Genomic DNA, 22,599 nt, shown 5'->3' with positions numbered 1-22,599 from the left:
CACCGGTCGCTGTTCGAAAGCCATTCCACGCCAGCCTCCGCCGGCGCCAGCATGTGCCCCAGATCGCGCGCCGGCGGAAGCGTCGGGGTTCGGCGCCAGCCCCCAGGGCCGGGGGTGGCGACGAATCCGGGCCAAGAACGTCAGGTCGAGGAATGCCGAATGCCGAAGGAAGATAACCCGAATGGCGGCAATTTCCGCCTGCCGGACCCGGCCCTTGTCTCCCGCACCATGGCCGATGTCGCCGAACGCGGGCAGCGCATCGTGCAGGATTTCCTCAAGCGCCAGGCCGACGGCGGGCCGAGCGATTCCCTGAACCTCGGCGCCGCCTTCTTCGAGATGACCAAGCGGCTGATGGCCAATCCCGCCGGGCTGATGCACGCCCAGATGGGGTTCTGGCAGGACTACATGACCCTGTGGCAGAACACCGCCCGGCGCATGATGGGCCAGCCGATCGAGGCTGTGATCGCCGAGGACCAGAAGGACAAGCGCTTCAAGGACGACGCCTGGCGCGAGAATGAGGTCTTCGACTTCATCAAGCAGTCCTACCTGCTCTCCGCCCGCTACATGCAGGGCATGGCCGCCTCGGCCCAGGGGCTGGACGAAAAGCAGGCCCAGAAGGTCGATTTCTACACGCGGCAATTCGTCGACGCCCTGTCGCCGACCAATTTCGTCATGACGAATCCGGAGGTCCTGCGCCGCACCGCCGAAACCGGTGGCGAGAACCTGCTGAAGGGCCTGTCGAACCTGCTGTCCGACCTGGAACGCGGCAAGGGCAATTTGCAGATCAGCATGGTCGACCGCAGCAAGTTCGCGGTCGGCGAGAACATCGCCGTCACCCCGGGCGCCGTCGTCTACCAGAATGAACTGATGCAGTTGATCCAGTATACGCCGACCACCGACAAGGTGCTGAAGCGGCCGCTGCTGATCCTGCCGCCCTGGATCAACAAGTATTACATCCTGGACCTGCGCCCGAAGAATTCCTTCATCCGCTGGGCGGTGGAACAGGGCCATACCGTGTTCATCTGTTCCTGGGTGAACCCGGACGAAGCCCTGGGCGACCGCGGCTTCGACGATTACATGCGGCTCGGTCCCTATGCGGCACTGGATGCGATCGAGGCCGCCACCGGCGAAAAAGCGGTCAATGCCATCGGCTATTGCCTGGGCGGCACCCTGCTGGCCGCGACCCTGTCCCACATGACCGCCAAGCGCGACACGCGGATCAAATCCGCCACCTTCTTCACCACCATGGTCGATTTCGAGGAAGCCGGCGAACTCAGCGTCTTCATCGACGAAGAACAGTTGAACGCGCTTGAGGAGAAGATGGCCAAGAAGGGCTTCCTCGAAGGTTCGGAAATGGCCGGCACCTTCAACATGCTGCGGGCGAACGACCTGATCTGGTCCTTTGTGGTCAACAACTACCTGCTGGGGCAGGAACCCTTCCCCTTCGACCTGCTGTACTGGAACAGCGACAGCACCCGCATGCCCGCCAAAATGCATTCATTCTACTTGCGGCGGATGTACCAGCAGAATGACCTGGTGAAGCCCGGTGTGATCGAATTGCTGGGCGAGAAGATCGAACTGCAAAAAATCAAGCTGCCGACCTACATGCTCTCTACCCGCGAAGATCATATCGCGCCCTGGAAGAGCACCTATCGCGCGACCCAGATCTACCAGGGGCCGATTCGCTTCGTCCTGGCGGCTTCGGGCCATATCGCCGGGGTGGTGAACCCGCCCGACGCGGGCAAATACAGCCATTGGGTGGGCGACACCCTTCCCGAGCAGCCCGACACCTGGCTTGAAGGCGCGACCGAACTGGCTGGCTCCTGGTGGCCGGATTGGCAGCGCTGGATCTCTGGTCAGGACAAGACCCAGGTCCCGGCGCGCACCCCGGGCGATGGCAAGCTCGCGGTGATCGAACCGGCCCCGGGCGCCTATGTGAAGGTGATGGCGCACGACTGATTTGGGGGCCAGGCCCCCCCGCCGCTTTGAATCTCGCGGCATTTGACCTATCTGACCGTGGTGACGGACCGGGGCTTCCCCCCGCAGCCCCCGCCCCGGACCCCGATGACCGATACTCCGCTCGACCGCATCCGCAACTTCGCCATCATCGCCCACATCGACCATGGGAAATCCACCCTGGCCGACCGGCTGATCCAGACTTGCGGCGGTCTCGCCGATCGCGAGATGAAGGAGCAGGTGCTCGACAACATGGATATCGAGCGTGAGCGCGGTATCACCATCAAGGCGCAGACCGTCCGCCTGGACTACAAGGCCCAGGACGGGCTGACCTATGTGCTGAACCTGATGGACACGCCGGGCCACGTCGACTTCGCCTACGAAGTCTCCCGCTCCCTGGCCGCCTGCGAAGGCTCCCTGCTGGTGGTCGATGCCTCCCAGGGGGTCGAGGCGCAGACGCTGGCCAATGTCTACCAGGCGCTCGACGCCGGGCACGAGATCGTGCCGATCCTGAACAAGGTCGACCTGCCCGCCGCCGAACCCGACCGCGTCAAGCAGCAGATCGAGGATGTGATCGGCCTGCCCGCCGATGACGCGGTCATGATCAGCGCCAAGACGGGGCTGAACATCGAAGGCGTGCTGGAAGCCATCGTCACCCGCCTGCCCGCGCCCAAGGGCGACGACAAGCTGCCGTTGCAGGCGCTGCTGGTCGATAGCTGGTACGACCCCTACCTCGGCGTCGTCATCCTGGTGCGGGTCAAGCAGGGCCGGTTGCGCCGCAACATGCGCATCCGCCTGATGGCCAAGGGCACCGACCATCCGGTGAACGACATCGGCGTATTCACGCCGAAGATGCATCCCGTCGACGACCTCGGGCCGGGCGAGATGGGCTACATCACCGCCGCGATGAAGACCGTCGCCGATTGCAACGTCGGTGACACCATCACCGACGACCGGGCACCGGCGACCGAGCAACTGCCGGGCTTCCGGCCCTCGATCCCCGTGGTCTGGTGCGGGTTGTTCCCGACCGATGCGGATGAGTTCGAAAAACTGCGCGAATCGCTCGGCAAGCTGCGGCTGAACGATGCCTCCTTCCACTTCGACCCGGAAAGCAGCGCCGCCCTCGGCTTCGGCTTCCGCTGCGGCTTTTTGGGTCTGCTGCACCTGGAGATCGTGCAGGAACGGCTGAGCCGCGAATTCGATCTCGATCTGATCGCGACCGCGCCCTCGGTCGTCTACAAGCTGACCAAGAACAACGGCGACCAGATCGAATTGCACAACCCGGCCGATATGCCGGACCCCAGCCTGATCAAGTCGATCCAGGAACCCTGGATCAAGGCGACGATCTTTGTCCCCGACGAATATTTGGGCTCCATCCTGGCGCTGTGCAGCGAGAGGCGCGGCGTACAGGTCGACCTCACCTATGTCGGCACCCGCGCGATGGCGGTGTATCGCCTGCCGTTGAACGAGGTGGTCTTCGATTTCTACGACCGCCTGAAATCGATCAGCCGCGGCTACGCCAGCTTCGACTACGCCATCGACGGGTATGAGGACGGCGATCTCGTGAAGATCAGCATCCTCGTGAACAACGAGCCGGTGGATGCGCTGTCCTTCATGGCGCATCGCTCGGCCGCCGATCGCCGGGCGCGGTCGATCTGCGAGAAGCTGAAGGACCTGATCCCCCGCCAGCTCTTCAAGATCCCCATCCAGGCCGCCATCGGCGGCAAGGTCATCGCGCGCGAAACCATCGGCGCGATGTCCAAGGACGTGACGGCCAAGTGCTACGGCGGCGACATCAGCCGCAAGCGCAAGCTTCTGGACAAGCAGAAGGAAGGCAAGAAGCGGATGCGGCAGTTCGGCAAGGTCGAAATTCCCCAGTCGGCCTTCATTGCTGCCTTGAAGATGGACGCCTGACGCGGCAAAAGCCGCGCAGATAACAATCGGGAGTGAATGAAATGTTCCGCCGCCCCCTGCTTGGCCTCCTCGCCGGCGCCGCCCTCGCCGCGCCCGCCATGGCCCAGGCCCCCGCTTTCCCGACGCGCCCCATCACCATCGTGGTTCCCTTCGCGGCCGGCGGCCCGACCGACACGGTCACCCGCCTGGTCGCCGAGGCGATGGGCCGTGACCTCGGCCAGCCCGTGGTCGTGGAAAATGTCGGCGGCGCCGGCGGCACCCTGGGCGCGGGCCGCGTCGCCGCCGCCCGCCCGGATGGCTATACCCTACTGTTGCACCACATCGGCATGGGCACCACGCCGGCGCTGTACCGCCGCCTGCCCTATGATCCGGTGGCGGGGTTCGAGCCGATCGGCATGGTGACCGAGGTTCCGATGACCATCGTCGCGACCAACCGCTTCCCGGCCACGACCCTGGCCGAAACCATCGCCGTGATCCGCCGCGATCGTGAAAAAATCAACCTGGCCAATGCCGGGATCGGGGCCGCGAGCCATCTTTGCGGATTGCTGTTCCAGTCCGCCATCGGCGCGCCGATGACGACCGTGCCCTATCGCGGCACGGGGCCGGCGATGACCGACCTGATCTCCGGCACGGTCGACCTGATGTGCGACCAGACGACCAACACGACCGAACAGATCCGCGGCAATACCATCAAAGCCCTGGCGGTCACGACCTCCGAACCGCTGGCCGCGCTGCCGAACGTGCCGACCGCGATCGCGAGCGGGTTGCCGGGGTTTGAGATCACCGTCTGGCACGGGCTCTACGCGCCGCGCGGCACGCCGCGCCCCATCATCGACCGGCTGAGCCTGTCGTTGCAGAAGGCACTGACCGAGGAACGCCTGATCGCCCGCTTCGCTGAACTCGGGACCTCGCCGGTCGCGCAGAACCGCGCGACGCCGGATTACCACCGGCAGTTCTGGATGGCCGATATCGCCAAGTGGCGGCCGATCATCGCTGCAGCGGGTGCCTACGCGGACTGACGCTTCAGCGCCGCCAGCACTTTTTCCGGCGACACCGGGGCGGATAGGCTGACCGCCCCGGTCGCATCAGCCAGCGCATTCCACACGGCGGTCGCCAGCATCAGCGGCGGCTCGCCCACCGCCTTGCTTCGAAAAATCGTCTCCGCCCGCGCCGGCGCGCCCTCAAGGATGCGCGTCTCGAACACCGGCGGCACGTCGCGGCTCCCCGGGATCTTGTAGGTGCTGGGCCCCAGGGTCCGCAGCCGCCCGGTCGCATCCCAGACCAGTTCCTCACTCGTCAGCCAGCCCATGCCCTGGACGAAGGCGCCCTCGATCTGCCCGCGATCCACCGCGGGGTTCAGGCTGCGCCCGCAATCCTGCACCAGCCAGGCGCCCAAGGTACGGTATTCGCCGGTCAGCCGGTCGACCACGACCTCGGCCACAGATGCGCCGTAGGAGAAGTAGAAGAACGGCTCCCCCCGCATCGCCACCGGATCCCAGTGGATATCGGGCGTCTTGTAGAACCCCGTCGCGGACAACTGCACGCGCCGCAGGATGCAGGCATGGGCCAGGTCGGAAAACGCCATCACCTGGTTGCCGCCGGCTCGCACCATGCCATCGGCGAATGCGACATCGCCGGCCGCCACGCCCCAGATCTCCGCCGCGACCCCGGCCATGCGTTCGCGGATCGCGCTGGCCGCCAGATGCGCCGCCCAGCCGTTCAGGTCGCTGCCAGTGCTCGCGGCGGTGGGCGCGGTATTCGGCACCTCGGCCGTGCTGGTCGCGGTGATGCGGATCTGTTCGACCGGCACGCCAAAGGCATCGGCCACCACCTGGGCGATCTTGATGAAGAGCCCCTGCCCCATCTCGGTGCCGCCATGGTTCAGCCGGATCGAGCCATCCTCATAGACATGTACCAGCGCGCCCGCCTGGTTCAGATGCATCAGCCCGAAGGAAATCCCGAAGGCCAGGGTGAAGCAGCCCAATCCCTTCCGCAGCGTCGGATGCGTCGCGTTGAAGGCATCGACCGCCGCGCGGCGCGCGTCCCAGCCCGCCAGGGCTTGCGCCTCGGCATGGACGCGGCGGATCAGGTCGCCCTCGATCGCCTGGCCATAGGGCGTGTGGCTGCCGTTCGCGCCACCGGCAAAGTTTTTCGCCCGCACAGCCTCGATGTCGAGGCCGGTGGTGCGCGCGACGGATCGCAAAACCTCCTCCATCAGCAGCACGCCCTGCGGCCCGCCGAAGCCGCGAAAGGCGGTGTTGCTGACGGTATTCGTCTTGCAGCCCAGACCCTCGATCCGCACGTCCGGCACGTCGTAGCAATTCAGCGCATGGGTCACGGCGCGGAACAGCACGCCCGGCGTCATGTCCAGCACATGCCCGCCGTCGGCGGCCAGCAGTGCGTCCAGCGCTGTGACCCGTCCATCCGGCGAAAACCCTGCCTGCCAGCGGAACAGGAAGGGATGGCGCTTGCCGGTCACGGCCATGTCGGCACGCCGCGACAGGCGCAGTTTTACCGGCCGCTCGGTGGCGCGCGCGGCCATGGCGGCGGCGGCGGCGATCCAACTCGCGTTGCTTTCCTTGCCGCCAAAGGCCCCGCCCATGCGGCGGCAATTCACGGTGATGCGGTTCTGCGGGCAGCCGAGCACGCGGGCGACGATGTGTTGCACCTCGGTCGGGTGCTGCGTGCTGGAATGCACCAGCAGGTCGCCATCCTCATTCGGGATCGCCAGGGCAACCTGGCCCTCCAGATAGAAATGTTCCTGCCCACCACAGCGAAATTCACCATTGGCACGCATCGGCGCGGCGGCCAGCGCCTCGGCAGCATTGCCGCGAGCGAGAATCTGCGCGGGCATCAACAGGCTGCGCGCGGCGGCCGCCTCGGCCACATCCAGCACCGCCGGCAGCGGCGCGATCACCGGGCGGATCGCGGCGGCAGCGGCCACGGCGGCATCGCGATCGGTCGCCACCACCAGTGCCAGCGCCTGGCCCCAATGTTCGGCAAGCCGTTCAGCGAACAGTGGTTCGATCGCGCGTCCGGATGGCGAAACATCATTCGCCCCCGGCACATCCCCCGGCCCAAACACCGCGACGACGCCGGGCCACGCCCGGGCGGCGGAAAAATCCAAACCCTCGATCGCGCCATGCGCGATGGGGCTCAGCACCAGCGCGCCATGCAGCAAGCCCGGCGGTTCGGGCAAGTCGTCGCAGAACCGCGCCTCGCCGGTCGCGTGGCGCAGCGCGCTGTCGTGGCGCAGGGACGCGCCCATGCCGGTATCGGGCATCAGATCGCCTCCACCGACATCGGTTCCACATCATCGCGCTGCCCGCGCCACCAGACCCGTTCCACCAAGCCCGTGGCGGCATCGCGGCGCCAGGCGGCACTGCCACGCAGATCGTCCAGCGGCGCGATATCCGCCTGCACGGCGCGCGCAGCCGCCTGAACGCTGGCCAGCGACCAGGGCGCGCCGACCAAGGCCGCCTCCGCCGCCCGCGCCCGCAGGATCGTCGGGCCGACACCGCCAAAGGCCAACCGCGCTGCCGCTACCCGCCCGTCAGCCACCAAGACCACGGCGCAAAACCCGACCGCCGTGATGTCCTGGTCATGTCGCCGCGACAGTTTTTCCATCGCGACAAGGGTGCCCGGCGTGGGGCGCGGAATGCGGATGCTCAACACCACGTCGTCCGGCGCCAGGGCGTTCTTGCGATAGCCGATCAGAAACTCTTCGACCGGCATCACCCGAGTCCCGCGCAAGGACGCCAAGGTCACGCTCGCCCCCAGCGCCACCAGCGGCGGCAGCGCATCGCCGATCGGGCTCGCGGTTCCCAAATTTCCGCCGATCGATCCCATGCCCCGGATCTGCGCGCTGCCCAGCCGCGCCAGCAGCCGAATGAACGGCACCGCCAGCGTATCATCGCCGGGCAAGTCGCGCAGCGCCGCCAGCAGGCGATGATACGGCACCGCGGCACCCAGGGTGATCGCATCGGCTTCCACCGCCAGCGCCTGCATCTCCGGCACCGCCAGCAAGCAGATCACGCGGGCCGGGCGTTCCCGATGATCGGAGACGCGCAAGCCGAGGTCGGTGCCACCGGCCAGCAGCCAGGCATCCGGATGCGCCGCCCGCAGCGCCAGCAGCGATCCCAGATCCGCCGGCAACCAGAAGTCCTGGCCGGGCGCGGCAAACATGCCGGACTGCACTGACGGCATCGCCGGCACCGCATCCGGCACCAACCCCTTCATCGCCCCCATCGCATCGATGATCGGCCGATACCCCGTGCAGCGGCACAGGTTGCCCGCCAGGGCTTCATGCGAATCCCCGCCGCCCGGCAGCGCGGCCCAGGCCGCCATCACGATGCCCGGTGTGCAGAAACCGCATTGGGTGCCGTCATGCTCAGCAAGAATGCGCGGCACAGGATGCGCCGCACCCAGGCCCTCGACCGTGCGGATCGCCCGGCCATGCACCTGGCCCAGCATCGTCAGGCAGGCATTGACCGGCACACGCCCGCCCGCAGCATCCTCCAAGGCCACGGTGCAGGCGCCGCAATCGCCCTCCGCGCAGCCTTCCTTGGTGCCGGGCAGCCCGGCGGGGCCGCGCAGCCAGTCCAGCAGGCTCATGCTGGGCGATGTTCCGGTCGGCAGCGCGCGGGGCTGGCCGTTCAGGGTGAAGGCGATGGCATCGGGCATGGCCGTCACCCTAGCCCGCTTCGTGCGACGGCATCAGCCATTCGGGGCGCGCCGGATCACCCCTGGGTCCAGCGCCGCGCCTGCCACAGAGCCCGCAGTTCCGCCTCGGTCTCCAGCGCGAGGTCGCGATAGGCAGCACCGAGAACAGGGCGCAGCGGCATCGACAACCGGGCTGCCTCGGCCTGGAAGGCGGGGTCGGCCAGGATGGTGCCGAAAGCTGCGATCAGGCGCTGCGTGACGTCGGGCGGCATCCCGCCGGGGCCGACGAAGCCGCGGCTCGCGCTGGCCACGATGTCAAAACCCTGCTCGCGATAGGTGGGAAGGTCGGCCATCTCCGGCCAGCGGGTCACGCCGGCCTGGGCGATGCCGCGCAACCGCCCGTCGCGGACGAAGGGCAGTGCCTCGCTGACATTCATCGCGGCGATGGCGACCTGGCCGGAAAAGACCTGCGGCAACATCTGGCCGATGCCGGGGAACGGCACGGGGGTCAGCCGCGCGCCGGTCGCGGCCTCCAGCCGGAACATCGCCAGGTGGTCGTCGCTGCCGATGCCAGTCAGCCCGTAGGTGAGGATGTCCGGCCGCGCCCGCCCATCCACGACCAGATCGCCGAGGCTGCGCAGCGGACTTTCGGGGCGGACGAACAAGGCACAGGGATCGTCCACCACATTCGCGAGGTAGGTGAGGTCGGCCACGCGATAGCGCACCGGCCGCTCGATCGGGTGGGACACGAGCCCCGGCATGGTGGTCGCCCCCAAGGCGTAGCCATCCGCCGCGGCGCTGGCGGCGGCTTCATGGCCAAGCTGGCCGCCGGCCCCCGGGCGATTGACGATGACGATGCGTGACCCCGGCAACTGGGCGGACAGGAAGGGCGCCACCGCCCGCGCCATGACGTCGACGCCGCCACCCGGCGAAAACCCGACGAAGACCTCGATCGGCCGCCCGGCTGGCCAAGCGGGTTGGGCAGCGGCGGGAAGTATGGGGGCAGCGGCCAGTGCCAGCGCCATGCGACGGGAGAGCATCAGACCGAATCCTTCCAAAGATGGTGATTCGGTCATCCAATTTTCATGCCGCCCGCGTTTCGTTAGCCCCGGCGCCCCGTGAACAGCACCGCCGCGAGCATTCCCGCGACCGCCAACCCACCCCCCGCCAGTTTCAAAGCGGTCAGCGGTTCGCCGAGCAGCCAGGCCGACAGCGCCAGTGCCGATACCGGTACCATCACCGACAAGCTCGCCGCCCGCGTTGCCCCCAGCAATTCGACCGAGCGGCCGAACATGAACATCGCGCCCACGCCGATTACGACGCCCTGCCCCACGATCTGCATCAGCATCGGCACGACGGGCAGGCTGGACGCCTCGCCGCCGCGCACGACCAGCCACAGCGGCACGATCACCACGGCCGACACCAGAGCGATGGTTGCCGTCGCCGGCACCGCCAGCACGCGCCAGCGCCGCAGCAGCAGCGTGTAGACGGCCCAGGTGACGCCGGCGCCCAGCAGCAGCAGGTCGCCTTTCCACACATCCGGCGACGGCCCCACCAGCCCGTCCCAGCCGATCAGCAGCACCCCCGCGGCCATGGCGCAGAGCGCGGCGGCACGCCCCCGGCTAGGCCATTCCCGCAGCATCGGGATCGCCATCAAGGCGCCCGCCACCGGCACGGTCATCGGCGCGATGGTGCCGCCGTGGCTCGCCGGCGCCCATTGCATGGCGACGACGAACAGCGCCAGGTTCGGCGCCCCCCCGGTCAAGGTCAGCAGCATCATTTTCCGCGCGCCCAGGGTCGCGAGTTCGGCGCGATGCCGCCAGGCCAAGGGTGCCAGAATCAGGGCCGCGGGGGCATATCGGCTGACCAGCAGATCCAGCGGCACCAGCCCATGGCCGCCGCCACCCAGGCCCACCGCCACCCGCGCCAACACCGCATGCCCGCCCCAAATGGCGGCCGCCACGAGGCCCAGCAGGAGTCCCACAAGGGTCGCGCGCGTCATCGCCGCGGTGATAGCGCAAAAGTAGCGCGGGCAGAACGCCGCGGCGCTATTCGGCGAAGACCGTGTTCACATCCGACCCAAAGCGGTCAAACGCCACGCCATAGCAATGGATCGACACCGCATCGCAAGTGCCGAGGTTGGCGATGCGATGGATCAGGTCCGGCCGCGCCGCGCCATGGCTGGTCTCGCCCGGCAGCCGCAGCACCGACCGGGACGGCAGCGGCAGCGGCTCGGCCGGGGTGTAGAAGGTCTCGGTCAGCGCCCCGCGATGCACGCCCAGCGCGCACCAGGTCTGGTGCGCATGCACCGGCGACATCTGCCCCGGGCGCCACACCAGCGCCACCACGGCAAACCCACCCGCCGGGTCCTCGGCCAACAAGTGCCGGACATAGCGATCGGGGCGACAGGGGCAGTCGATGCCACGCAGCAGCGCGGGGTCGGAGACGTGTTCCGCCAACGCCTCGGCCACCGCTTCGGCGCGGCGGTCCATGGGGGCCAGGGCGGCGCGGGTGACATCGGCCAGCATGGCCGCGACCCGGTCGATGCGGGCGATGTGGCTCATCTCAGGCGCTCCCAGGCGATTGTCGTTGGCGGAGGTCCTCATATCGCGATCGCCGCATCCGGCGCCGTCAGCGCCGCCAGCACCATCGCCCGGCTGGCGGACACCTGTTCGCGCATGATCTCGGCGGCCTGGTTGCCGCGGCCGAGCGCCAGGGCCTCCACCAACGCATGGTGCTCGTGCTGCATTTCGCCGGTGCGGTCGCGGCGGCGCAGGCCGAGCACCAGCATGCGGGTCGATTCATCCAGCAGCCGGTCGATCTGCCGCGCCAGCCGCCCATTGCCCGACAATTCGGCGACGGCGACATGGAAGGCCTTGTTGGCATCGAGGAAGGCCAGCGCGCTCTCCTCATCCTCCGGCCGGTAGCCGCAGGCACAGACGGCATCCAGGCGGCGCAGCGCGCCCATATCCACCCGGCCGGCGGCGCGGCGCGCGGCCTCGGATTCCAGCATGATCCGAAGGTCGAAGACTTCATGGATGTCGCGGATGGTCACCAGGCTGACGACCCAGCCACGGCGGGGCACGGCGGTGATCAGCCCTTCCTCGGCCAGGCGCGCCAGGGCGGCGCGGATCGGCGCCTTGCCCAGGCCCAGGCGCTGGCTCGCGGCGCCCTCGCTGATGGTTTCACCCGGCGGCAGCCGCGTGGTCAGGATTTCGCGGCGCAGCCCGGCGACGGCCTGGTCGGTCAGCGAGGGCGGGACCTCGATGGGGGTCAGCAGGGACATGTGGTTGACTCGATGCCTGACATGTCAGTGAAGGTAGACGTGTCTCCCCCGGCGTCGCAACAGCAAATCGATCACATCTGGCGTTGCCGCGCGAGAATTCCCAAGCCGTTCAACGCCACCTGCCCCGCCAGCATCGCCGACATGCCATTGACGTCATGCGCCGGGCTGATGGTGTTCACGTTCAGCCCCACGATGTTCAGCGCCTCGCAGGCCGCCAGGACCTCCAGCCCCTCACGCGCGCTGGCCCCGCCCCAGGTCGGGGTGCAGACGCCAGGGGCGACGGCCGGGTCGAAGAAATCCATGTCGTAGCAGAGGTATACCGGACGATCCCCAACCACTTTCGCAACCCGCGCGAAGACCGCGGCAATGCCCTCTGCCAGCAGTTCCCGCATCGGGATCACGCCGTAGCCCAGGTGCCGGGCATGGGCATAGACGCCCGGGATCATGGTCTGCCCACGCAGCCCGATGTGGAAGGACCGCCTGGCATCGACCACGCCTTCCTCCACCGCGCGGGCAAAGGGTGTGGCGGTGTTCAGCCCCTCCAGCGGATAGGCGTCGGTATGGGCGTCGATATGCACGGTCACCAGGTCCGGATGGGACCGATGCAGCGCCCGCATCTCCGGCAGCGCGATGGCGCCATCCCCACCCAGGCTGACCGGCACGATCCCGGCACCGGCCAGGGCATGGACCGCGGCCTCGATGGCGGCCAGGCTTTCCTCCGGCCGGCCGGGATGCACATCGGCATCGCCGACATCCACGACCGACAGCGCCGTCAACGGGTTCAACCCCGTCTCCGGGTCAAACGGCCGCAGCAGATGCGATTGGCGGCGAATCGCCTCCGGCCCCTGCCGTGCGCCGATGCGATGCGCATCGGTGCCGCAGTCGAAGGGTATGCCCAGGATGGCGGCCCTTGTGCTGGCCATGGGGGCGCCCTGCGGCACCCCCATGAACCCATGCCGCGTGACGAAGGGTGTTCCGCTCAATCCACCCGCGCCCCGCTGCGCTGGATCACCGTCGCCCAGGACGCGATGTCGCGCTCATGCACGGCGCGGAATTCTTCCCGCGTGCGGGTGGTCGGCGGGGCGATGCCCTGGCTGTCGACCAGCCAGCGCTGGAACTCCGGCGCATCGATGATCTTCAGGATCTCGGCGTTCAACCGGTCGGCGATCGGCGCCGGCATGCCAGGCGGGCCGACGATGCCGTACCAGGTCGTGCTCTGGAAGCCCGGCAACCCGCAGGCCTCGGCCACCGTCGGCACATCCGGCAGCGCCGCGACCCGCGACGGCGTGGTGACCGCCAGCCCCCGCACCTGGCCCTGCTGGATCGGCCCCATCGCCGGGCCGACCTGGTTGAAGAAGAAATCCACATCGCCCGACAGCAGCGCCGTCATCGCGAAGGGCTGCCCCCGGAAGGGCACATGCACCACGTCGATCCCGGCAGCCGCGGCGAATTGCGCGGCGGCCAGATGCGTCGAAGCGCCATTGCCCGTGCTCGCGTAATTCAACGCCCCCGGCCGCGCCCGCGCGGCGGTCAACACATCGGCGCAACTGCGCAAATTCGGCCGCTTGTCCGGCGCCACGATCAGGATATTCGGCACATCGCCCAGCAGCGCGATATGCGTCACGTCGCGGAACGGGTCGAAGGGCATGCTCCGATACAAGGTCGCGTTGATCGCATGCGTGCCGGCCGTCGCGAAGAGCAGCGTGTACCCATCCGGCCGCGCCTTGGCGACGAGGTCGGAGGCGATGTTGCCCCCTGCCCCGGTCCTATTGTCCACCACCACCGGCACGCCCAGCGCACGCCCGAGCGGCTCGGCCAGGCGCCGCTGATAGACATCCACCCCCGACCCGTTGGGAAAGCCCCCGAACATCACGATCGGGCGGGACGGCCAGGCATCCTGCGCGAAGGCGGGTGAGGTCAGCAGGCAAAGCACGGCAAGTGCGCGGCGCATCATGGCAAAGGCTCCAAACGGCGTTAGGCTCGCCCCCATGACAAACCAGATCGCCCGTGGCGGCAAATCCATCTACGGCGCCCCCTTGGGCATATTGATGCTGGAGGCGCGGTTTCCCCGCATCCCCGGCGACATGGGCAATGGCACGACCTGGCCGTTTCCGGTGCTGTTCCGCGTGGTGCGCGGCGCCTCACCCGAACGCGTGGTGCTGAACGGCGCGCGCGGGTTGCTGCCCGACTTCATCGCCGCGGCCAAGGATCTGGTCGACCTGGGCGCGGAAGGCATCACCACCAACTGCGGCTTCCTCTCGCTGTACCAGGCGGAACTGGCGGCGGCCGTGGGCGTGCCGGTCGCGACATCCTCGCTGATGCAGGTGCCCTGGGTGCAGGCGATGCTGCCGCCGGGCAAGCGGGTCGGCGTGGTCACGGTTTCGGCCGGCAGCCTGACGGACGCGCACCTCGATGCGGCGGGCGTGCCGCGCGATATTCCGGTCGCCGGCACCGAACACGGGCGCGAGTTCTTCCGCGTGCTGATCAAGGCCGAGAAGAACGACATGGATGTGGCGCTCGCCCGGCAGGACATCCTGGACGCCGGGGCCGACCTGATCCGGCGCCACCCGGAGGTCGGTGCGATCGTTCTGGAATGCACCAACATGCCGCCCTATGCCGCGGCGCTGGCCGAGGCGACGGGGCTGCCGGTCTACGACATCTATTCGATGGTGACCTGGATGTTCGCCGGGCTGCGACCCAAAAGCTGGTGACATGAAAAAGGCCCCGGCGCGAACGCCGGGGCCTGGTTCACGACGCCTGGAAAGATCAGGGCTTCAGCACGACAGCCTGGCGGCCGCGGTTGCCGTCACGAACTTCCAGATTGACCTTCTGGCCCTGCTGCACATCGGCGACACCGCCGCGCTGCAGGACGGAGGAGTGCAGGAACACGTCCTGCCCACCATCGGAGGGAGTCACGAAGCCGAAGCCGCGCACCTGGTCGAACCACTTCACCGTGCCTTCGACCGCATAGGTCGGGCCGCCGGCATCCGGGGCGCCACCGCCACCAAAGTCACGACGCGGCGGCGGACGATCGCCGAAATCGCGACGCGGGGCGCCGAAGCCACCCGGGCCGCCCGACGGCGCACCGAAGCCACCACCGCCACCGAAGGGGCGCGGGGGACGGTCGCCGAAGTCACGACGCGGCGGACGATCGCCGAAGCCACCACCGCCCCCCGGGGGGGCGCCGAAGCCGCCACCGCCACCGAAGGGACGCGGCGGACGGTCGCCGAAGTCACGACGCGGCGGGCGATCACCAAAGCCACCCGGCGCACCGCCGAAGGAACGACCGCCGCCAGCGGCGCCGCCCGGACCCTTCTTCAATTCCGTGATGCGGGTCACGAGACGGCGGCCCTGCCGGTCCGTCCCGATTTCGCAAACCAGCTTGTCCCCGGTATCGGGCGGCTCAATTCCCGCTTCGGTCAGGGCCGAAGCATGGAAGAACACGTCGGTCCCATCGGGCCCAAGGACAAAGCCGAAACCCTTCCGGCCATTGTACCACTTCACTTCGGCTTCGGTCAGACCGCCGCCACTCATATCGCTATCGGAAGGCACGTGCGTATAGTTCCAAAAAGAATGTTCAGGCGGCGGGGCACAATGCGAGGCCGCAGCAAGAACCATGGCACCCTTCGATGCGGATTGCGAGAACGAAATCAGTTCCGGCGTCAATATGGCGTCGCAACATGGCCATCACGCAAAACGACGTGGGTCGAAGGGTGCGATAGGGATTTCGGGCGTCTCCCCGGCCAGCAGGGCCCCCACGATCCGCCCGGTGCGCGGCCCCGCCACCAGCCCGACATGCCCATGCCCGAAGGCGTGGATGACATCCGGCGTGGCGCTGGCATAGCCCACGCATGGCAAGGCATCCGGCATCGACGGCCGGTGCCCCATCCAGACCTTCACCCGATCGGCCGGCAGGTCGCGCGGCAGCGCCGGAAAGGCGCTGATCACCCAGTCGCGCAGGATCTCGGCGCGCTTCCAATTGGGCTCGGCCTCCAGCCCCGCGATCTCCACCTGCCCCGCGACGCGCAATCCGCCTTCGGTGCGGGACACGCTCATCTTGCCATCCGATGGCATCACCGGGATGCGCGGGCCGACATCCGTGCCCTCGATCACCGCGTGGTAGCCGCGTTCGGTTTCCAGCGGCACATGGTCGCCGGCCAAAGCCGCCAAGGCGCGGGAATAGGCCCCGGCGCAGATCACCGCGCGATCGGCGGGAATCGCGCCGCTTTCGGTGTCGACCGCGACCAGGCGGCCGCCGCGGATCGTGAAGCCGGTGGCCGCGACCTGGATGCGCTTGGCCCCCTCCGCCTCGGCCAGCGCCACCAGGGCCGCGACCATGCCGCCCGGGTCGCGGCAATTGCCGCCTTCCTCGACCATGATGCCGAAGGTGTAGCGCGGGTCGATGTCGGGTTCCTGCTGGCGCATCTCCTCGGCCGGGATCTCGCGCCAGGTGACGCCGACGGCGCCGCGCACGCGCCAGGCCAGGGCCTCGGCCTCGAAGGCCGCGCGATCGGGGTAGATATACATCAGCCCCTGTTGGCGGATCAGATGCCCGACCCCCGCCTGCGCCGCCAACTCGGCATGAAGAATGGGGGCGTCGAGCAACAACGGCCGCAACGCCTGCGCGGTGCGCAGCACCTTTGCCTCCGTCCAGCCCGCCCAGAGGTAGCGCACCAGCCAGGGCACGACCTTCGGCAGGTACGACCAGCGGATCGACAGCGGCCCGAGCGGATCGGTCAGCCAGCCCGGCACCTTCTTCCACGCCCCCGGCGTCGCCGGCGGGATGACCGACATCGGCGACAACCAGGTGCCATTGCCATAGGACGCCGCCTGTTCGCCACCGGGCGGCCCGGGGTCCAGGATCGTCACCGCAAAACCGCGCCGCAGCGCCTCCAGGGCGGAACAGGCGCCGACGATGCCGGCGCCGATGATCACGACATGGGTCATCGCATCGCCCGCCCCGGATCCACCGGCGTCAGCAGCGACACATGCGCCGAGACCACGCGCCAGCCAAGGTCGGGAAACCGCACCATGATCTTCGTCTCGCGCCCGACCAGCCCGGTGCCGATGCGTTCGTATTCCAGATGCGTCGCCACCATGTCCTTGCCGAATGCGACCATATGGACCTTCTTCTGGATACGCTGGGCATAGGCTTTCACGCTCGCACGGAAGGCGCGGATCGCGTCGTGGCCGTAGAGGATTTCGGTGATGCCGAAGCGCACGGTGCGCGGATCGGCCCAGAAGATCGCGTCGAGTTCATCATTGCGATTGGCCATGAGCGCCGCTTCGTAGCGGTCGAAGACGGCGCGTGCCTCGGCAATCACCGCCGGGTCGTCGATCTGCACTGCAAAAACCCCTGCCATGTCGCTGGCCCACCATGACGGCGCCGCGCCGGATCGTGAAGGGGCGCCAGGTTGGCAAGGTGGCGATCCGTGTCAGGCGATATTACAGAACGCAAGGATGATCGCCATAACTATATGTTTTGACGTATTATTTTACGTGGTCCGGCATTTGCTCTCGGTTGAGATCGGCAATCCTGCCACCCCACCCTATTCCGAGATATCGCCATGAACGCCATAAGAACCATGCTGGCGGCCTTGCTCATTGTCGTCGCGGCGGCCGAAGCGAAGGCGGCCAACTTCTCCTTCACCGGCACCACCGCAACCCCGAACGAAGTGCTGCTGTTCGACTTCACCGTCGGCGTCGCTTCGGACGTCACCTTGCGCACCTACTCCTACGCAGGTGGGACCAATGCGGCCGGCACCGTCATCGTGCGCGGCGGCTTCGACCCGATCCTTGCCTTGTTCAATGCGTCGGGCACGCTGATCGGCCAGAATGACGACGGCGGCAGCGGCTTTGTTCCCGCCGATGCGGTGACGGGGGCGTATTACGACACCTACTTGGCAGCCAACTTGGCGCCGGGCGACTACACCGTGTCGGTCATGGCCTATTCCAATTTCGCGATTGGGCCGAACCTGTCGAACGGCTTCCAGAACAGCGGCAGCTTTACCGATGCGACGGGCAATCCGCGCACCCAGGCCTGGGCCTTCGACGTGCTGAACGTCGGTCAGGCCGTGCAGGTCGTGCCGGAGCCGGCATCCCTGGCGCTGTTCGGGATGGGACTTGCCGGCCTCGTCGGCGTCCGCCGGCGCCGCGCCAAGGCGGCCTGAACCAAAACGTAAAATGGGCCGACAACCCAGGTTGCCGGCCCATCCCACGCACTGTTTGTGAAGGCGAACTCAGCCCGCGTCGGCCACCGCGCGCTTGGCCATCACGGTCACCAGATGCGCGCGATATTCGGCGCTGCCATGGATGTCGCTGTTCAGCCCGTCCGGGTCCTGCTTGACGTTGGCGACGGCGGCCGGCGACCAGTTCGCCTTCAGCGCCGCCTCGGCCGCTTCCTGGCGGAACACGCCGGGGCCCGCACCATTCACCGCGACGCGAATGCCAGCCTGGCCATCGGCCACGAAGACGCCGGCCATGGAGTAACGGCTGGCCGGGTTCTTCAGCTTGGCGTAGCCGGCCTTCTTCGGCACCGGCCAATGCACGGCGATCAGCAGTTCGTCGGGCTCCAGCGCCGTCGCGAACATGCCCTGGAAATAATCGTCGGCCGCGATCACGCGGCGGTCGGTCTGGAACTTCGCCCCCAGTGCCAGCGCCGCCGCCGGGTAGTCGGCCGCGGGGTCGTTGTTGGCCAGCGACCCGCCCATGGTGCCGCGATTGCGGACCTGGTTGTCGCCGATCGTGCCGGCCATGCGGGCCAGGGCGGGGATGCCGGACTTGATGATGTCGCTATTGGCGACCTCAACATGCTTGGTCATCGCGCCGATGATGATGGTGTCCCCTTCCCGCTTGATGCCACGCAGTTCGGCGATGCCGGACAGGTCGACAAGGGCGGAGGGCTTGTTCAACCGGTGCTTCAGCGCCGGCAGCAGCGTGTGCCCGCCGCTGACCGGCTTGGCATCCGGGTCCGCCGCCAGGATCTTCACGGCATCCGCGACACTGGTCGGCTTGTGGTAGGTGAAGTCATACATCGTGTCGTCTCCTATTCGGCGGCGCGCGCGGGGCGCCCGGCATTGACGATGGCCCAGATCTTTTGCGGGCTGGCCGGCATGTTCATATGCGTCACCCCATAATCGCGCAGCGCATCCACCACCGCGTTGATCACCGCCGGCGGAGATCCGATCGCACCGACCTCGCCGCAGCCCTTCACACCCAGGGGATTATGCGTGCAAAGCGTGGTGTGCGTCGAGACGTCGCAGCCCGGCATGTCGGCGGCCCGCGGCATGGTATAGTCCATCAGCGACCCCGAGAGCAGTTGCCCCTCGGCATCATAGACCGCGTGTTCCAGCAGCGCCTGGCCGACGCCCTGGGCGACACCGCCCTGCACCTGGCCCTCCACGATCATCGGGTTGATGACCCGGCCCACGTCATCGACAGCGACGAAGTTGATCACCGTGACATGGCCGGTATCGGGGTCGATCTCGACCTCGCAGACATGCGCCCCGGCCGGGTAGGTGAAGTTCTTCGGGTCGTAGAAGGCGGTCTCCTCCAACCCAGGCTCCAACTCCTCGATCGGGTAGTTGTGCGGGACATAGGCCGCGAGGCTGATTTCGGTCAGAGTCTTTTCCCGGTCGGTGCCGGTGACGCGGAACTTGCCGCCCTCGAACTCGATGTCGTCCAGGCTGGCTTCCATCAGATGGGCGGCGATCTTGCGGCCCTTCAGAACGATCTTGTCCATCGCCTTGACCATGGCCGACCCGCCGACCGCCAACGAGCGGCTGCCATAGGTCCCCATGCCAAAGGGGATTTTCGACGTATCGCCATGCACCACGTCGATCTGGCTGACCGGCACGCCCATCCGGTCGGAGATCAACTGGGCAAACGTCGTCTCATGCCCCTGGCCGTGGCTATGGGTGCCGGTGAAGACGGTGATGCTGCCGGTCGGATGGACGCGGATATTCGCGACCTCATAGAGCCCCGCGCGGGCGCCCAATTGCCCGACGAGGTGCGATGGCGCGATGCCGCAAGCCTCGACATAGGTGCTGATGCCGATGCCGCGCAGTTTGCCACGGCTCGCAGCCTCGGCCCGGCGCGTCTCGAACCCGGCCCAGTCCGCCGCCTTCAGCCCCATGTCCAGGGTCGCCTGGTAATTGCCGCTGTCGTATTGCAGCGCCACCGGCGTCTGGTAGGGGAAGGCATCGGCGGGGACAAAATTCATCCGGCGCAGCGCGATCCGGTCGATCCCCGTGGCCTTGGCCGCGACATCCACCAGCCGTTCCAGCAGGAAGGTCGCCTCCGGCCGCCCCGCCCCGCGATAGGCATCCACCGCGACCGTATTGGTGAAGACGCCCTTCACCTCGGCGTAGATCGTCGGCGTCGCGTAGCAGCCGGCGAGCAAGGTCGCATACAGATACGTCGGCACGGCCGGCGCGAAGGTGGACAGGTAGGCCCCCAGATTCGCCAGGGTCTGCACCCGCAACCCCAAAAACTTGCCGGTCTTGTCCAACGCCAGTTCCGCGTGGCTCACATGGTCACGCCCATGCGCGTCGGAGATGAAGGCCTCTGTCCGATCCGACGTCCACTTCACCGGCCGCCTGACGCGGGCCGCGGCCCAGGTGACCGCGGCCTCCTCGGCATAATGAAAAATCTTCGACCCGAACCCGCCGCCGACATCGGGCGCCACGACCCGCAGTTTGCTCTCGGGGATGTTCAGCACGAACGCGCCCATCAGCAGCCGGATCACATGCGGATTCTGGCTGGTGGTATAGAGCGTGTGCTCGTCGCTGCTGGTGTCGTAGTCGCCGATGGCGCAACGCGGCTCCATCGCGTTCGGCACCAGGCGGCTGTTCTCCAGGTCGAATTTCACGACATGGTCGGCCTGGGCAAAGGCGGCATCGGTGATCGCCTTGTCGCCGATATGCCAGTCGAAGCAGATATTGCCCGGCACATCCGCATGCACCGGAGTCGCCCCAGCCGCCACGGCATCGGTCACGGTCGCGGTGGCCGGCAGGGTGGCATAGGTCACGCCGATCGCCTCGGCGGCGTCGCGCGCCTGTTCGTGGCTTTCGGCGATGACCATGGCGACGGGATCGCCGACATGGCGCACCCGTTCATGCGCCAGCACCGGATGCGGCGGTTCCGCCTGGGGCGAGCCGTCCTTGTTCTTCACCGCCCAGCCGCAGGGCAGCCCACCGATGCCCGATGCCTTGATATCCGCCCCCGTGAAGATCGCGACCACCCCCGGCATCGCCCGCGCGGCCGCCGTGTCGACCGACACGATACTCGCATGCGGGTGCGGGCTGCGCAGGAAATACGCGTGGGTCTGGCCCCGCACATTCATGTCGTCGGTATAGCGGCCCCGGCCGGACAGGAAGCGCAGATCCTCCTTGCGCTTGACGCTGGCCCCGATCCCCTCGAATCCCGCAATCGCGTTCATGGCGACGTCTCCCCCGATTTGTTATTTTTCTTGGGCAGGCGTGGTGCTGAGCGTCATCGCAGCACGATGACGCTCCAACTTGGCAACCCGACAGGGCCCTAGGCGGCGCGGGCAATCTCCGAACGCTTGCCGTGCATCACATCGGCCGCGGCCGCGATCGCCTTGACGATGTTGTGGTAGCCCGTGCAGCGGCAGAGGTTGCCTTCCAGCCCCTCGCGGATCTCGTGCTCGGTCAGCCCCTGGGGGTTCTTCTGCACCAGGTCGATGGCGCTCATGACCATGCCCGGCGTGCAGAAGCCGCATTGCAGCGCATGGTATTCGCGGAAGGCTTCCTGCATCGGGTGCAGCGTGCCATCGGCCGCGGCCAGGCCCTCGATCGTGGTGACCGATGCGCCATCGCATTGCACCGCCAGGGTGGTGCAGGACTTCACGCTATTTCCATCGATATGCACGACGCAGGCGCCGCACTGGCTGGTGTCGCAGCCGACATGGGTGCCGGTCAGGCGGAGTGATTCGCGCAGCAGCTCGACCAGCAGCGTGCGGTTCTCGACCTCGACGGTGTTCGTCGAGCCGTTAACGGTCAGCGTGACCTGCGGCATCGCGCATCTCCCCCAGAAATTTTGCAAGGGACAGCCGAATAGCCATCCGTAGGGGGCAGAGTCACCCCGCCCGGCGCGTCGCGTCAAGCGGGCACTGAATCAATCGGCGGCGGTCACCGCCCGCGCTTGCCGCGCCGGACGGCGGCAAGGCCCAGGAGCCCGACCGCGACCAGCCCGAGCGAGGCCGGCTCCGGCACCCGGAGCAGGAAGCCACGGATCTCGCCGGCAGGGAACAGGTTGGTGTGCACGTTCAGGTAGGCGCTGCCGCTGTTCAGCCCGGCAATCAGCGCCTGCTCCGCCCCCGCAAGCGTGCCGCCGCCAAAGGCGGTCACGAAGGCGGCGGTCCAGGTGGTGGGCGAGCCCGTGTCGAACATGCCGGCGTAGGATCCCGCATGCAGCCCCGCCGGGAAGCCGGGGAAGGTCGTGGGGGTCGCGGCCACGCCGATGGTCCCGCTGCCGGGAACAGCGGTGCAGCAATGGACATGCGCCACCGACGTCTCACCCGACAGGCCCGAGAAGGTGAAACTGACCGCCAGCGTTTGCGCGACCGGGTCGATGATGACCGAGGCGCTGCCCGTGCCGGTCGCACCCGCGACCTCCGGTGCGAGGGTGGCGGCATAGGCGATGGGCGCCGCCTGGGCGGCGCCGGAGCCGAGGGCGAGCAGCGTCGCCGCGGCGATGAACTTGGCCTTCATTTGTCTCTCCTGATCGCATTCGTTGAACGAAACGCGAGCGGGGCCGGC

General features: G+C 67.9%; 20 protein-coding genes. 5 read left to right on the top strand and 15 right to left on the bottom strand.

The features are described from left to right. The first annotated feature begins 159 nt into the window (after positions 1–159). The 3 genes from ACQW02_RS11505 to ACQW02_RS11495 all read left to right on the top strand — a co-directional run bounded on the left by ACQW02_RS11505 (position 160) and on the right by ACQW02_RS11495 (position 4,889). Complete coding sequence (locus tag ACQW02_RS11505) at positions 160–1,959, top strand: PHA/PHB synthase family protein (RefSeq protein ID WP_431285383.1); 1,800 nt, start codon at positions 160–162, stop codon at positions 1,957–1,959. A 105-nt stretch (positions 1,960–2,064) separates the two neighbouring features. Beyond that, positions 2,065–3,870, top strand: coding sequence for a translation elongation factor 4 (lepA, locus tag ACQW02_RS11500; RefSeq protein WP_431285382.1), 1,806 nt, complete (start codon positions 2,065–2,067; stop codon positions 3,868–3,870). Positions 3,871–3,911: 41 nt separating this feature from the next. Next, positions 3,912–4,889: a tripartite tricarboxylate transporter substrate-binding protein gene (locus tag ACQW02_RS11495; protein WP_431285381.1), complete on the top strand. Its 978-nt coding sequence runs from the start codon at positions 3,912–3,914 to the stop codon at positions 4,887–4,889. Here the strand turns inward: ACQW02_RS11495 and xdhB are convergent. The 8 genes from xdhB to ACQW02_RS11455 all read right to left on the bottom strand — a co-directional run bounded on the left by xdhB (position 4,877) and on the right by ACQW02_RS11455 (position 13,772). After that, the gene (xdhB, locus tag ACQW02_RS11490) at positions 4,877–7,153 is read right to left on the bottom strand and encodes a xanthine dehydrogenase molybdopterin binding subunit (RefSeq protein ID WP_431285380.1); all 2,277 of its coding nucleotides are present in this window, start codon (positions 7,151–7,153) and stop codon (positions 4,877–4,879) included. The two genes, ACQW02_RS11495 and xdhB, sit on opposite strands and share 13 nt — an antisense overlap. Next, positions 7,153–8,553 carry a xanthine dehydrogenase small subunit gene (locus ACQW02_RS11485; RefSeq protein ID WP_431285379.1) on the bottom strand — a complete coding sequence of 467 codons (1,401 nt, stop codon included), beginning with the start codon at positions 8,551–8,553 and terminating at the stop codon, positions 7,153–7,155. Before ACQW02_RS11485 ends, xdhB begins: the two co-directional genes overlap by 1 nt. Before the next feature lie 56 nt (positions 8,554–8,609). Beyond that, a complete protein-coding gene (locus ACQW02_RS11480; protein WP_431285378.1) occupies positions 8,610–9,572 on the bottom strand; it encodes a tripartite tricarboxylate transporter substrate binding protein in 963 nt (320 codons plus the stop codon). A 62-nt stretch (positions 9,573–9,634) separates the two neighbouring features. Continuing rightward, entirely contained in the window at positions 9,635–10,534 is a 900-nt protein-coding gene (locus ACQW02_RS11475) for a DMT family transporter (protein WP_431285377.1), read from the bottom strand. 46 nt (positions 10,535–10,580) lie between these two features. Continuing rightward, the gene (locus ACQW02_RS11470; RefSeq protein ID WP_431285376.1) at positions 10,581–11,096 is read right to left on the bottom strand and encodes a cysteine dioxygenase; all 516 of its coding nucleotides are present in this window, start codon (positions 11,094–11,096) and stop codon (positions 10,581–10,583) included. 38 nt (positions 11,097–11,134) lie between these two features. After that, positions 11,135–11,818 carry a GntR family transcriptional regulator gene (locus ACQW02_RS11465; RefSeq protein WP_431285375.1) on the bottom strand — a complete coding sequence of 228 codons (684 nt, stop codon included), beginning with the start codon at positions 11,816–11,818 and terminating at the stop codon, positions 11,135–11,137. Between the two features lie 71 nt (positions 11,819–11,889). Next, positions 11,890–12,801 (bottom strand): arginase family protein, encoded by a 912-nt coding sequence (locus ACQW02_RS11460; protein WP_431285374.1) that lies wholly within the window; start codon positions 12,799–12,801, stop codon positions 11,890–11,892. Continuing rightward, complete coding sequence (locus tag ACQW02_RS11455; protein WP_431285373.1) at positions 12,798–13,772, bottom strand: Bug family tripartite tricarboxylate transporter substrate binding protein; 975 nt, start codon at positions 13,770–13,772, stop codon at positions 12,798–12,800. Before ACQW02_RS11455 ends, ACQW02_RS11460 begins: the two co-directional genes overlap by 4 nt. A 34-nt stretch (positions 13,773–13,806) precedes the next feature. Here ACQW02_RS11455 and ACQW02_RS11450 point away from each other — a divergent pair, with 34 nt between their 5' ends. After that, a complete protein-coding gene (locus tag ACQW02_RS11450; protein ID WP_431285372.1) occupies positions 13,807–14,529 on the top strand; it encodes an aspartate/glutamate racemase family protein in 723 nt (240 codons plus the stop codon). Positions 14,530–14,584: 55 nt separating this feature from the next. On the opposite strand, the gene ACQW02_RS11445 is transcribed toward ACQW02_RS11450, so the two are convergent. The 3 genes from ACQW02_RS11445 to ACQW02_RS11435 all read right to left on the bottom strand — a co-directional run bounded on the left by ACQW02_RS11445 (position 14,585) and on the right by ACQW02_RS11435 (position 17,163). Then, entirely contained in the window at positions 14,585–15,352 is a 768-nt protein-coding gene (locus tag ACQW02_RS11445; protein WP_431285371.1) for a cold-shock protein, read from the bottom strand. A gap of 153 nt (positions 15,353–15,505) precedes the next feature. After that, complete coding sequence (locus ACQW02_RS11440) at positions 15,506–16,765, bottom strand: NAD(P)/FAD-dependent oxidoreductase (RefSeq protein ID WP_431285370.1); 1,260 nt, start codon at positions 16,763–16,765, stop codon at positions 15,506–15,508. Then, the gene (locus ACQW02_RS11435) at positions 16,762–17,163 is read right to left on the bottom strand and encodes an AtzH-like domain-containing protein (RefSeq protein WP_431285369.1); all 402 of its coding nucleotides are present in this window, start codon (positions 17,161–17,163) and stop codon (positions 16,762–16,764) included. The genes ACQW02_RS11440 and ACQW02_RS11435 overlap by 4 nt, the downstream gene beginning before the upstream one ends. Positions 17,164–17,385: 222 nt before the next feature. Between ACQW02_RS11435 and ACQW02_RS11430 the strand changes: the two genes are divergently transcribed. Continuing rightward, positions 17,386–17,988: a DVUA0089 family protein gene (locus ACQW02_RS11430; RefSeq protein ID WP_431285368.1), complete on the top strand. Its 603-nt coding sequence runs from the start codon at positions 17,386–17,388 to the stop codon at positions 17,986–17,988. Positions 17,989–18,057: 69 nt separating this feature from the next. On the opposite strand, the gene ACQW02_RS11425 is transcribed toward ACQW02_RS11430, so the two are convergent. The 4 genes from ACQW02_RS11425 to ACQW02_RS11410 all read right to left on the bottom strand — a co-directional run bounded on the left by ACQW02_RS11425 (position 18,058) and on the right by ACQW02_RS11410 (position 22,551). Then, entirely contained in the window at positions 18,058–18,852 is a 795-nt protein-coding gene (locus tag ACQW02_RS11425; RefSeq protein ID WP_431285367.1) for an FAD binding domain-containing protein, read from the bottom strand. Between the two features lie 11 nt (positions 18,853–18,863). Next, positions 18,864–21,257 (bottom strand): xanthine dehydrogenase family protein molybdopterin-binding subunit, encoded by a 2,394-nt coding sequence (locus ACQW02_RS11420; RefSeq protein ID WP_431285366.1) that lies wholly within the window; start codon positions 21,255–21,257, stop codon positions 18,864–18,866. Positions 21,258–21,355: 98 nt separating this feature from the next. After that, a complete protein-coding gene (locus ACQW02_RS11415; protein ID WP_431285365.1) occupies positions 21,356–21,856 on the bottom strand; it encodes a (2Fe-2S)-binding protein in 501 nt (166 codons plus the stop codon). 113 nt (positions 21,857–21,969) lie between these two features. Continuing rightward, entirely contained in the window at positions 21,970–22,551 is a 582-nt protein-coding gene (locus tag ACQW02_RS11410) for a CHRD domain-containing protein (protein WP_431285364.1), read from the bottom strand. Positions 22,552–22,599 lie beyond the last annotated feature (48 nt).

This window comes from Humitalea sp. 24SJ18S-53, from assembly GCF_050632385.1.
Lineage (GTDB): Bacteria > Pseudomonadota > Alphaproteobacteria > Acetobacterales > Acetobacteraceae > Humitalea.
Note: the sequence above shows the minus strand (reverse complement) of the source record. Positions and strands in the feature narration are given on the sequence as shown.

Bases quoted from the DNA above. Each gene is read 5' to 3' on its own strand.
- ACQW02_RS11505 (WP_431285383.1), top strand. From the start codon at position 160: ATGCCGAAGGAAGATAACCCGAATGGCGGCAATTTCCGCCTGCCGGAC.
- lepA (WP_431285382.1), top strand. From the start codon at position 2,065: ATGACCGATACTCCGCTCGACCGCATCCGCAACTTCGCCATCATCGCC.
- ACQW02_RS11495 (WP_431285381.1), top strand. From the start codon at position 3,912: ATGTTCCGCCGCCCCCTGCTTGGCCTCCTCGCCGGCGCCGCCCTCGCC.
- xdhB (WP_431285380.1), bottom strand. From the start codon at position 7,153: ATGCCCGATACCGGCATGGGCGCGTCCCTGCGCCACGACAGCGCGCTG.
- ACQW02_RS11485 (WP_431285379.1), bottom strand. From the start codon at position 8,553: ATGCCCGATGCCATCGCCTTCACCCTGAACGGCCAGCCCCGCGCGCTG.
- ACQW02_RS11480 (WP_431285378.1), bottom strand. From the start codon at position 9,572: ATGCTCTCCCGTCGCATGGCGCTGGCACTGGCCGCTGCCCCCATACTT.
- ACQW02_RS11475 (WP_431285377.1), bottom strand. From the start codon at position 10,534: ATGACGCGCGCGACCCTTGTGGGACTCCTGCTGGGCCTCGTGGCGGCC.
- ACQW02_RS11470 (WP_431285376.1), bottom strand. From the start codon at position 11,096: ATGAGCCACATCGCCCGCATCGACCGGGTCGCGGCCATGCTGGCCGAT.
- ACQW02_RS11465 (WP_431285375.1), bottom strand. From the start codon at position 11,818: ATGTCCCTGCTGACCCCCATCGAGGTCCCGCCCTCGCTGACCGACCAG.
- ACQW02_RS11455 (WP_431285373.1), bottom strand. From the start codon at position 13,772: ATGATGCGCCGCGCACTTGCCGTGCTTTGCCTGCTGACCTCACCCGCC.
- ACQW02_RS11450 (WP_431285372.1), top strand. From the start codon at position 13,807: ATGACAAACCAGATCGCCCGTGGCGGCAAATCCATCTACGGCGCCCCC.
- ACQW02_RS11445 (WP_431285371.1), bottom strand. From the start codon at position 15,352: ATGAGTGGCGGCGGTCTGACCGAAGCCGAAGTGAAGTGGTACAATGGC.
- ACQW02_RS11440 (WP_431285370.1), bottom strand. From the start codon at position 16,765: ATGACCCATGTCGTGATCATCGGCGCCGGCATCGTCGGCGCCTGTTCC.
- ACQW02_RS11430 (WP_431285368.1), top strand. From the start codon at position 17,386: ATGAACGCCATAAGAACCATGCTGGCGGCCTTGCTCATTGTCGTCGCG.
- ACQW02_RS11425 (WP_431285367.1), bottom strand. From the start codon at position 18,852: ATGTATGACTTCACCTACCACAAGCCGACCAGTGTCGCGGATGCCGTG.
- ACQW02_RS11420 (WP_431285366.1), bottom strand. From the start codon at position 21,257: ATGAACGCGATTGCGGGATTCGAGGGGATCGGGGCCAGCGTCAAGCGC.
- ACQW02_RS11415 (WP_431285365.1), bottom strand. From the start codon at position 21,856: ATGCCGCAGGTCACGCTGACCGTTAACGGCTCGACGAACACCGTCGAG.
- ACQW02_RS11410 (WP_431285364.1), bottom strand. From the start codon at position 22,551: ATGAAGGCCAAGTTCATCGCCGCGGCGACGCTGCTCGCCCTCGGCTCC.